This is a genomic window from Haemophilus haemolyticus (assembly GCF_001008275.1).
Lineage (GTDB): Bacteria > Pseudomonadota > Gammaproteobacteria > Enterobacterales > Pasteurellaceae > Haemophilus > Haemophilus haemolyticus_P.
Map to the genome: position 1 here is coordinate 1 of NZ_LCTH01000010.1, position 11,030 is coordinate 11,030.

The 11,030-nt window shown below is 39.2% G+C and carries 12 protein-coding genes; 7 read left to right on the forward strand and 5 right to left on the reverse strand.

Annotation, left to right across the window (positions count from 1 at the left end; translation table 11 throughout):
• Positions 1–41 precede the first annotated feature (41 nt).
• Together gyrB and AAX15_RS01335 are read right to left on the reverse strand one after the other, a co-directional pair.
• Complete coding sequence (gene gyrB / locus AAX15_RS01330) at positions 42–2,462, reverse strand: DNA topoisomerase (ATP-hydrolyzing) subunit B (RefSeq protein ID WP_046938766.1); 2,421 nt, start codon at positions 2,460–2,462, stop codon at positions 42–44.
• Positions 2,463–2,587: 125 nt separating this feature from the next.
• Positions 2,588–4,900 carry a Tex family protein gene (locus AAX15_RS01335; RefSeq protein WP_046938768.1) on the reverse strand — a complete coding sequence of 771 codons (2,313 nt, stop codon included), beginning with the start codon at positions 4,898–4,900 and terminating at the stop codon, positions 2,588–2,590.
• Positions 4,901–5,007: 107 nt separating this feature from the next.
• Between AAX15_RS01335 and greB the strand changes: the two genes are divergently transcribed.
• Positions 5,008–5,484 carry a transcription elongation factor GreB gene (gene greB, locus AAX15_RS01340; RefSeq protein ID WP_046938769.1) on the forward strand — a complete coding sequence of 159 codons (477 nt, stop codon included), beginning with the start codon at positions 5,008–5,010 and terminating at the stop codon, positions 5,482–5,484.
• Positions 5,485–5,553: 69 nt separating this feature from the next.
• Here the strand turns inward: greB and fabR are convergent, their stop codons facing one another.
• Positions 5,554–6,171 carry an HTH-type transcriptional repressor FabR gene (fabR, locus tag AAX15_RS01345; protein ID WP_005629669.1) on the reverse strand — a complete coding sequence of 206 codons (618 nt, stop codon included), beginning with the start codon at positions 6,169–6,171 and terminating at the stop codon, positions 5,554–5,556.
• A complete protein-coding gene (gene oxyR, locus AAX15_RS01350) occupies positions 6,171–7,076 on the reverse strand; it encodes a DNA-binding transcriptional regulator OxyR (RefSeq protein WP_005635648.1) in 906 nt (301 codons plus the stop codon). The genes fabR and oxyR overlap by 1 nt, the downstream gene beginning before the upstream one ends.
• 122 nt (positions 7,077–7,198) lie before the next feature.
• On the opposite strand from oxyR, the gene pgdx reads away from it, so the two are divergent.
• The gene (gene pgdx / locus AAX15_RS01355; RefSeq protein WP_046938773.1) at positions 7,199–7,924 is read left to right on the forward strand and encodes a hybrid peroxiredoxin PGdx; all 726 of its coding nucleotides are present in this window, start codon (positions 7,199–7,201) and stop codon (positions 7,922–7,924) included.
• Positions 7,925–8,015: 91 nt separating this feature from the next.
• Here the strand turns inward: pgdx and AAX15_RS01360 are convergent, their stop codons facing one another.
• Positions 8,016–8,237: a SlyX family protein gene (locus tag AAX15_RS01360; protein ID WP_005630530.1), complete on the reverse strand. Its 222-nt coding sequence runs from the start codon at positions 8,235–8,237 to the stop codon at positions 8,016–8,018.
• A 97-nt stretch (positions 8,238–8,334) separates the two neighbouring features.
• Between AAX15_RS01360 and fkpA the strand changes: the two genes are divergently transcribed.
• From fkpA to AAX15_RS01385, 5 genes are all read left to right on the forward strand, one after another.
• Positions 8,335–9,060, forward strand: coding sequence for an FKBP-type peptidyl-prolyl cis-trans isomerase (fkpA, locus tag AAX15_RS01365; RefSeq protein WP_046938776.1), 726 nt, complete (start codon positions 8,335–8,337; stop codon positions 9,058–9,060).
• A gap of 88 nt (positions 9,061–9,148) precedes the next feature.
• Complete coding sequence (locus tag AAX15_RS01370) at positions 9,149–9,814, forward strand: helix-turn-helix transcriptional regulator (RefSeq protein WP_005644402.1); 666 nt, start codon at positions 9,149–9,151, stop codon at positions 9,812–9,814.
• On the forward strand, positions 9,814–10,194 hold the full coding sequence (tusD, locus tag AAX15_RS01375; RefSeq protein WP_046938778.1) for a sulfurtransferase complex subunit TusD: 381 nt from the start codon (positions 9,814–9,816) through the stop codon (positions 10,192–10,194). The genes AAX15_RS01370 and tusD overlap by 1 nt, the downstream gene beginning before the upstream one ends.
• A complete protein-coding gene (gene tusC / locus AAX15_RS01380; protein ID WP_046938780.1) occupies positions 10,191–10,550 on the forward strand; it encodes a sulfurtransferase complex subunit TusC in 360 nt (119 codons plus the stop codon). The genes tusD and tusC overlap by 4 nt, the downstream gene beginning before the upstream one ends.
• 8 nt (positions 10,551–10,558) lie before the next feature.
• The gene (locus AAX15_RS01385) at positions 10,559–10,846 is read left to right on the forward strand and encodes a DsrH/TusB family sulfur relay protein (protein ID WP_046938781.1); all 288 of its coding nucleotides are present in this window, start codon (positions 10,559–10,561) and stop codon (positions 10,844–10,846) included.
• Positions 10,847–11,030 lie beyond the last annotated feature (184 nt).

Sequence of the window (11,030 nt, forward strand, 5' to 3'; positions counted from 1 at the left end):
ATTTACTGCCCTTTCAGTTATTAATATAAATAGACGAAAATTTACACGTCCAAATTTGCTCTTAACGCATTCAGCTCAATGAACTCACGACGTGGCTCAACTTCATCGCCCATTAAGGTCGTGAAGAGTTGATCCGCTGCAACAGCATCCTTAATAGAAACCTTCAACATACGACGTGAATTCGGATCCATTGTGGTTTCCCAAAGTTGATCAGCGTTCATTTCACCAAGACCTTTGTAACGTTGTACTTCAAGGCCTTTACGAGATTCTTTCACCAACCATTCAACGGCTTGTTCAAAACTACGTACTGGTTGTAGTTTTTCACCACGTGTGACATAAGCGCCTTCTTCTAATAAACCATTGAGTTGTTTATTAAGAGAAACAATTTTCGCGTATTCATTGCCGTAAACAAAATCAAAATTCAAGAAATAATCGGTATCAATACCGTGTTTACGAACAGTAATCACCGCTTCATATACTTGGCGTTCCGCATTAAATTGTGTACGCACTGAATATTGATGTGCTTCGGTTTCTTTTGCGGTCAGTTGTTTAACAAAAGATTTACCCCAATTTTCAACCGCACTTTCGTCTTTCATCATTTCAACAGAAATTGGCGACTGATAAATTAATCCTTGCAATACAGGAGCTGGATAATGGCGGTTTAAACGACCGATAAGTTTTTGTACGCTGTTATATTCTGCCACCAATTTCTCAAACACAAGGGCATTCATTGCCGGTGCATTTGCGCTAATATGTAATTCTGCGCCATCTAAAGCAAGCGTTAATTCATATTGCTCCATTTCATCCGCATCTTTAATGTAGCGTTCTTGTTTTCCTTTTTTCACTTTGTAAAGTGGCGGCTGAGCAATGTAAACATAACCACGTTCAATAAGCTCAGGCATTTGACGATAGAAGAACGTTAAAAGTAACGTACGAATGTGAGAACCATCCACATCAGCATCAGTCATGATAATAATATGATGATAGCGTAATTTATCTGGATTATATTCATCACGACCAATGCCGCAACCTAAGGCAGTAATCAATGTGCCCACCTCTTGAGAAGACAACATTTTGTCAAAACGCGCTTTTTCTACGTTTAATATTTTACCTTTCAAGGGTAAAATTGCTTGAGTTTTACGATCGCGACCAACTTTTGCAGAACCACCCGCGGAGTCTCCCTCCACCAAGTAAAGTTCAGAAAGCGCAGGATCTTTTTCTTGGCAGTCTGCAAGTTTACCCGGCAAACCTGCAATATCTAATGCCCCTTTACGGCGTGTCATTTCACGAGCTTTACGTGCGGCTTCGCGCGCACGAGCGGCCATAATAATTTGATTTACAATGATTTTTGCATCTGCAGGATTTTCCAATAAATATTCCTGCATTTTTTCATTCATCGCAGATTCCACCGCACTTTTAACTTCTGAAGACACGAGTTTGTCTTTAGTTTGCGATGAGAATTTTGGATCAGGCACTTTAACTGAAATAATCGCCACCAAACCTTCACGCGCATCATCGCCTGAAGTCGCCACTTTTTCTTTTTTCAGCATACCTTCATTTTCCATGTAGTTATTTAAGCTACGGGTTAAAGCCCCACGGAAACCTGCTAGGTGAGTACCACCATCACGTTGAGGAATATTATTGGTAAAGCAATACACGTTTTCATTTACACCATCATTCCACTGCAAGGCAACTTCTACACCGATGCCATCTTTCTCAGCGGTAAAATAAAATGGTTTTGGATGGATTGGGTTTTTATTTTTGTTCAAATATTCGACGAATGCTTGAATACCGCCTTCGTAATGGAAATGATCTTCAGAGCCATCACGTTTATCAATTAAACGAATAGATACGCCTGAGTTCAAGAAAGAAAGCTCACGTAAGCGTTTTGCTAAGATTTTGTAATCAAAGGTTGTGATAGCAAAAATATCTGAGCTTGGCCAGAAACGAACCGTTGTCCCCGTTGCCTCTGTGTCACCAATCACTGTTAATGGCGCTTGTGGCTCACCTAAATGATAAAACTGCTCATGAACGTGACCTTGACGACGAATGGTTAATTGTAATTTATCAGAAAGCGCATTCACCACTGATACGCCCACACCGTGTAAACCGCCCGATACTTTATAAGAGTTATCGTCAAATTTACCGCCAGCGTGAAGCACGGTCATGATAACTTCTGCTGCAGAAACGCCTTCTTCTGGGTGAATATCCACCGGAATACCACGCCCATCATCTTGCACCGATACAGAATTATCATCATGAATTGTCACGATAATATCGGAACAATGGCCAGCGAGGGCTTCATCAATGGCATTATCCACCACTTCAAATACCATATGGTGCAAGCCAGTACCGTCATCGGTATCACCGATATACATACCAGGACGTTTACGCACCGCATCAAGGCCTTTTAATACTTTAATGCTCGATGCACCATAGTTATCATTGGTCGTTTCTGACATAATTTATCTCATTCTTTTGTAAATAAAAATTGGGCGAGATTATAGCAAAAAATCGCCGTTTTGGCGATGCTTTTCGGGAAAGGATAGTTATAAAAAAAGGGCAAATAATTTCGCCCTATAACCTGTTATTTTTTCCAATTTTTTAGCGCATCAGTAAAAGCATTACCCATCGCATTATTACCTCTTGAACTACGCTCCTCTCGTTGCGTATTTCCACGAGGCCTTGCTGATAAAGTGCGGTCAGATTTGCCGTCATTTTTGACCGCACTTTCATCTAATCGCATCGTCAACGCAACACGTTTACGCGGCACATCCACTTCTAAGACTTTCACTTTCACGATATCGCCAGTTTTCACCACTTGATGTGGATCTTCCACGAATTTATCGCTTAATGATGAAATATGCACTAAACCGTCTTGATGAACACCAATATCCACAAATGCGCCGAAGTTAGTCACATTGGTGACGGTACCTTCTAAAATCATACCTGGTTTTAAATCGGTGATTTCTTCCACGCCTTCTGCGAATACAGCCGTTTTAAACTCACCGCGTGGATCACGCCCCGGCTTTTCCAATTCTTTGAAAATATCTTGAACGGTCGGTAAACCAAATTGCTCATTAATGAATTGTTTTGCATCAAGCTGACGTACCACACCTGCATTACCCATTAAATCTTGAATAGATTGCGCGGTGGCTTGCAAGATTTTTTCGACCACAGGATACGCTTCTGGGTGAACACCTGAAGCATCAAGTGGATTTTTCCCGCCAGCAATACGCATAAAGCCAGCACATTGCTCAAAGGCTTTTGGCCCTAAACGCGGCACTTTTTTCAATTCGCTACGGCTTTCAAAACGCCCATTTTCATCACGATATTCCACAATGTTTTGCGCTAAGGTTTTTGTCATACCAGCCACACGAGCTAATAATGGTGCGGATGCGGTATTTAAATCTACGCCTACTGCGTTTACACAGTCTTCCACCACCGAGTCGAGTTTACGTGCAAGTTGGGTTTGGTTTACATCATGTTGATATTGCCCTACACCAATGGCTTTCGGTTCGATTTTTACTAATTCCGCCAATGGATCTTGTAAACGACGGGCGATAGAGATCGCACCACGTAAAGATACATCTAAATTTGGGAATTCATTTGCAGCAAATTCAGAGGCGGAATAAACCGATGCGCCCGCTTCGCTCACCACAACGGTTTGAGGTTTATTTTCTTTAATTTCTTTAATCACTTCTTTCGCAAAACGTTCGGTTTCACGAGAAGCAGTACCGTTACCAATGGCAATTAATTCCACGTTATGTTTACGGATCAAGCTGAAAATCGCCACTTGCGCTTCAGCTTCACGCCCTGTGTGTGGATAAATGGTTGTGGTATCTAATAATTTACCTGTGTTATCAACCACCGCGACTTTAACCCCTGTACGCAAGCCCGGATCCAAGCCCATGGTGCATTTCGCGCCAGCGGGTGCCGCCATTAAAAGTGCGGTCAGATTTCGAGCGAAAACATCAATGGCCTCTTCTTCCGCTTTTTCACGTAAACTTGCCATTAATTCCGTTTCTAAATGCAACGACACTTTGATTTTCCACGTCCACGAAATCACTTGCTCACGCCATTTATCCGCAGGCTGACCCGTAAAACGGACATCTAAATAATCACGAATAATTTCTTCACAATAGCTTTGGCGACTTCCCTCTTCTGCATCAGGATCAGCATTTAAGCTTAATTGTAAAATGCCCTCATTACGTCCACGGAACATAGCTAATGCACGGTGAGAAGGCACATTTTTCAATAATTCTTGGTGGTCGAAATAATCTTGGAATTTAGCCCCTTCCGTTTCTTTGCCTTCAATCACTTTGGATACGATAACGGCATTTTTCGCTAAATAATCACGGACTTTCGCTAATAAACCTGCATCTTCAGCAAAACGCTCCATTAAAATATAGCGTGCACCATCAAGGGCTACTTTGGTGTCTGTCACGCCTTTATCAGCATCAACAAAGGAAAGTGCGGTTGATTCTGGATCATTTTTTGGCTCGTTCCAAAGCAAATCAGCCAATGGCTCAAGACCGGCTTCAATGGCAATTTGGCCTTTGGTACGGCGTTTTGGTTTGTACGGTAAATATAAATCCTCTAATTCAGTTTTGCTTTGTGTCGCATGGATTTTGTCACGCAATTCATCGGTCAATTTCCCTTGTTCTTCAATGGATTTCAAAATGGTTTGACGACGATCTTCTAATTCACGTAAATAAATTAAACGGGTTTCAAAATGACGAAGCTGGGTGTCATCTAAGCCACCTGTGGCTTCTTTACGATAACGGGCGATAAATGGAATGGTGTTGCCATCATCTAATAATTGAATGGCGGCGAGGATTTGTTGGGGTTGAACGGTTAATTCTGCCGCAATAATTTGGCTAATTTGTTGATTTAACATTGTCATACTTCTTTGTTATGAAAGGATTCTAGAAAAAACGGGGATAGAATACTGGTTTTAGGCTTTTGGCTCAAATATAATTCGAAAAACTTTCTTTTATTTTTATTATGGCAAAATCAAATTATATTACCCGTCAAGGCTGGAATGAACTTGACCAAGAACTCAAGTTTTTGTGGAAAGAAGAACGCCCAAAAGTCACTCAAGCAGTCTCAGATGCAGCCGCTCTAGGCGATCGTAGCGAAAATGCCGAATATATTTATGGTAAACGCCGATTACGTGAAATTGATCGTCGTGTACGTTTTTTAACTAAAAGATTGGAAGTGCTACAAATTGTCGATTACAACCCAAAGCAAGAGGGAAAAATTTTCTTTGGCGCATGGGTAGAATTGGAAGATGAAGATGGTGAAATCAAGCAATATCGTATCGTCGGTTGCGATGAATTTGCCCCTGCGAAAAATTGGATATCCATTGATTCCCCAGTTGCTCGAGCTTTAATCGGAAAAACATTAGACGACGAAGTGCGGGTTGAAACGCCTTCAGGGATCATCACTCTTTATGTGAATAAAATTTGGTATGAGAAATAATTCGGAAACATAAAAGATAGTGAATATCTAAGCACAAAGAGAAAACTAATAGGCTAGATATAAACTATCTTACTTGCCTCTTTCCTTATTCGCTGCAAAATCAGCGCCTTTTGCAAGCATTCTCAACTGCAAAATCACACGCGCTTTAAGTTGCTCACGTTCAGCTTTACTCATATCTAAAGCATTAGCCCCTGCAGTAAATACGATTGTTACGATGCCTTCCGCTTGAACATAAGCAACATATTGCGAATATTGATGTTTGTAGGAAATATATTCCGCTAACTCATCAACAAAATGCTTAATTTCACGTGCTGCCGCAGTACGAAAAGCTTGAGAAGTGCCTGAACTTTCGCGTAATAGCAAGCGGAAAACGTTCGTACTGTTAGTGATGAATTCAAAAAATGTATCTACAGAAACTGAAATAACGCTACCGCCAGCATCAATACGTTTACGCGCTTGACGCATTAATTGGCGCAACATTAAACCAGCCTCATCCACCATTTCTAAGCCGAGTTCATCCATATCGCTAAAATGGCGATAGAAAGATGTAGGCGCAATTCCAGCCTCACGAGCAACCTCTCGCAAACTCAAATTAGAAAAACTTTTTTCTGCGCTAAGTTGATTAAATGCCGCATCCACTAAAGCTCGACGAGTCTTTTCTTTTTGAACAGCACGAACACCAGCCATTATTTCAACCCACCTAGAATAGATTTAACTTCATCGCTGACCGCACTTGCCACACGCTCATAACGATTACGTAATGGTGAACCAGGACGATAAACCAACGCAATGGTGCGTGATGGTTCAGGCGAATAACAAGGAATATATTTCACACCTTTGCGTGTGCCTTCATTTAGTACTGCCAATTCAGGCATAAAAGTGATACCTGCATTTGCTGCCACCATATTGCGCAAAGTTTCAAGGCTAGTCGCTTGGAAATGGGAATTTTCTTTTGCGCCAGCAGTGAAGCAATAATCTAGCGCTTGATTACGCAAACAATGGCCATCATCAAGCATTAACATTTCTTGCCCATTTAACTGGTTCATTGGAAGTTTACTTTCTTGAGCCCAAGGATGATGCTCAGATACGGCAAGTAACATTTTCTCGTTGAAAATAGGTACTTCAATAAAAGCCTCAGTTTCTGGAACAGTGGCAACGATGGCACAATCTAAACGCCCCGTTTCCAATTGTTCTAATAATTGATGCGTTTGCGCTTCATAAAGAAAAACTTCTAAATCAGGGAATGCCGCTTTTAACGTTGGCACAATATAAGGGAGCAAATAAGGACCGACTGTTGGGATTAAACCGATGTGTAATGGCCCTGTCATTTCTTTACCTTGATTGCTCGCCATTTCTTTCAATAATTTAACTTCTCGAAGAACTGTGCGAGCCTGATCAACCAATAACATCCCAGATTGAGTAAACAACACCTTACGACTGGTGCGCTCTAACAAGATAATACCGAGCTCATCTTCTAATTTACGAATTTGACCACTTAATGTTGGTTGGCTCACATTACAAGAATCGGCAGCACGGCGGAAATGTTTATATTCAGATAAGGCAACAAGATATTCTAGATCACGGATATTCATGAGATTTTCCCTATAGAAAAATTCAATTAAAAGAATAGAATTAATTGATTATGACTATATCATAATTTTCCCTATAATACAGCGCGTAAAATTTAAATTAACAACCAATAGGAGAAAAAACAATGTCTAGTATGGAAGGAAAAAAAGTACCTCAAGTGACATTCCGCACTCGTCAGGGTGATAAATGGGTTGATGTAACTACCTCTGAATTATTTGATAACAAAACAGTGATCGTGTTCTCATTACCGGGCGCATTCACTCCAACTTGCTCATCATCACACTTACCACGTTACAACGAATTAGCGCCAGTATTCAAAAAATACGGTGTAGACGATATTCTTGTTGTATCTGTAAATGATACTTTCGTAATGAATGCATGGAAAGAAGATGAAAAATCTGAAAACATCACTTTCATTCCAGATGGTAATGGTGAATTTACAGAAGGTATGGGTATGTTAGTTGGTAAAGAGGATTTAGGTTTCGGTAAACGTTCATGGCGTTACTCTATGCTTGTGAAAAACGGCATAGTTGAAAAAATGTTTGTTGAACCAAATGAGCCAGGCGATCCGTTCAAAGTATCAGATGCTGACACTATGTTGAAATATCTTGCGCCACAACATCAAGTGCAAGAGTCTATTTCAATCTTCACAAAACCTGGCTGTCCTTTCTGTGCAAAAGCAAAACAACTTTTACACGATAAAGGCTTAAGTTTCGAAGAAATCGTATTAGGTCACGATGCAACAATCGTGAGCGTACGTGCAGTTTCAGGTCGTACTACTGTTCCACAGGTGTTTATCGGTGGTAAACACATTGGCGGTAGCGACGATTTGGAAAAATACTTTGCATAAGCAGGCAAGTATTTAGCTGATTATTATTTGGGAATGTAATTTAAAGGGCGCATTAAGCGCCCTTTTCATTTGTACGAATTTATTGCAAAAATTAATAATGGGGCGGTGGCGTTTCTTCAGACTGGCTTGCTATGTTAGAGGGTTGAAAATCTTTTAATTTATTTGCCATATAACGCAATTGCACTTGCATTTTATCTATATCAAATTGCTGTTGAACTAAAGCGTGATTTAATTCATCTAATAACTGTTCCTGAAATGCAATTTTCGTTTCAAGTTCTTCGATGCGATTTTCTAACATTTGTTGAATTTGCATAAATTTTCTCTAAATTCTAAAAAAAAGTTGAGAATAGATAGAAAGCAATTTAATCTATTCCTCGTATTATTCCATTCATTATAAAGGATTAACTCATATGTTAAAAATTCAAAAATTATCTATTGCAGCATTAATGGTAAGTGCGGTGATTTCTGGCCAAGTTTTTGCAGAAGATAGCGCATTCGATGAGAAAGCAGCATCTTATGCCGTGGGTGCGCTCATGGGCGGCCAAATGAAAGATCTTGTAGATTCACATAAAGAAGCCATCAAATATGATAATGCACGTATTTTAGATGGCTTAAAAGATGCTTTAGAAGGTAAAGTGGATGTTCGTAAAGATGAAAAAATCCAAAAAACCTTAGAATCTATTGAAGCAAAATTAATGGCTGCATCAAAAGCAAAAGCAGAATCTATTGCTAAACAAGCAAAAGAAGAAGGTGATAAATTCCGTGCTGAATTTGCTAAAGGTAAAGATGTAAAAACGACACAATCTGGTTTAATGTACAAAATTGAAAATGCGGGTAAAGGCGATACAATCAAAGCAACAGATACGGTTAAAGTACATTACACGGGTAAATTACCAAACGGAAAAGTATTTGATAGTTCCGTAGAGCGCGGTCAACCTGTAGAATTCCAACTTAATCAAGTAATTAAAGGCTGGACTGAAGGTCTTCAATTAGTGAAAAAAGGCGGGAAAATTCAATTAGTTATTGCACCTGAATTAGGCTATGGCGAACAAGGTGCTGGCGCATCTATTCCACCAAATTCAACATTAATTTTTGATGTAGAAGTATTAGACGTCAATCCAAAAGCTGCAAAATAATTAATGAGTTTAATAGCGCGCGTTCTTTAACGCGTGCTTTTTATTATAAAAAACGAGCGGAATTTTACCGCACTTTTAACCTAACACCATGACTTTAAACGACAAATATCCTTTCACCGACGAAGATCGCACTATCATAAACTCCTACAAAGCGGTCGTTGATGGTGTAAGCGCACTGATTGGCGAACATTGCGAAATTGTGCTTCATTCTCTAGAAGATATTGAACATTCTGCTATTTGTATTGCTAACGGACATAACACTAATCGACAAGTTGGTTCGCCAATCACCGATCTTGCCTTACGTTCGCTACGAAATATGCAAAGCGAAAGCGTTTCAAAGCCTTATTTTACACGAGCAAAAGGCAGCGTACTGATGAAATCAGTGACTATCGCTATTCGTAATAAAACTCAGCGTATTATTGGTTTGCTTTGTATCAATATTAATTTAGATGTACCCGTATCTCAATTTTTACAATGCTTTATGCCAACGGAGCATACGAATGAAACCTCTTCAGTGAACTTTGCGAGTTCAGTGGAAGACTTGGTTGCGCAGACTATTGAAAAAACAATAGAAGAAGTCAATGCGGATCGCTCTGTTGCCAATAATACTAAAAACCGACAAATCGTCCTTTCTCTTTACGAAAAAGGTATTTTTGATATTAAAGATGCGATTAATTTAGTCGCAGAACGTTTAGATATTTCCCGACATACGGTTTACCTGTACATCCGTCAAATCAAACAAGAGCAAGAATAATGCGCTATGTTATCGCAGTCAAAAGCCCTATTTACGGAAAACAAGGGGCATTTTTAGCTTATCAATTTTCAGAAGCCTTAATCAAAAAAGGACACGAAATCTCACAGATTTTTTTCTTTCAAGATGGAGTGAGTAACGGAAATGCATTAGTGTATCCAGCTAATGATGAAGTTAATTTACAAAAACATTGGCAAATGTTTTCCATCGCCCACAATGTTCCTTTGCATTTATGTGTTGCAGCATCTCAAAGACGAGGTATCGTCGATAACTTAACCACATCAACCACAGATCACTACAATCTTGCAGAGGGATTCATAATCACAGGCCTTGGTGAGTTTATGGCAGCAAGTTTAAAAGCAGATCGAGTTATAACCCTATGAAAATAGTCTTTTTATTTCGCACATCTCCACATGGCACATCCATTTCACGAGAAGGCTTAGATGCAATTCTTGCCGCAACAGCTTTTTGTGAGCCAGATGATATTGGCGTATTTTTTATAGATGATGGTGTACTAAATCTTATTAATCATCAACAACCTGAACTCATTCAACAGAAAGACTTTATTAGAACCTTTAAATTATTAGATTTATATGATGTAGAACAATGCTTTATCTGCACGGAATCTTTACAGAAATTTAAGCTAGAGGATAAGCAACTCATCCTATCTTGTGAAAAAATTGACCGCTCTTTATTGATAGAAAAACTTACTCAAGCTGAAAAATTGTTAACTTTCTAAGGAATATTATGCTTTATACATTTTCCCAGTCAGATTACCCCAAAACTGAACTAGATGATTACTTTTTATATATTACAGAAAAAGATGTGGTAGTATTATGGCAGGATGGTGTGTTATTGGCAGTAAAATACCCTGATTATTTTGTCAAATGTAAAGGGAATTGCATGATATTGAAACAAGATATTTTAGCAAGAAATCTCACCGCACTTTTACCTCAAAACAGCAAGATAAAATTAATTTCAATAGAAGAACTTGTTGGAATCACTGAAAATTATTTACCGCAGCTATCACTATAAAATCAAATAATCTAGTAAATACTTAAGCGAAATATCAGACACAGAATAAACAAAAAGTGCGGAATGTTTTCCCCGCACTTTTCTTTTGTCTTCTTTCTGTCTTTAAGACATTCAAGAATACATCAATTATTTGATGATTTTCGCTACAACACCAGCACCTACTGTACGGCCACCTTCACGGATT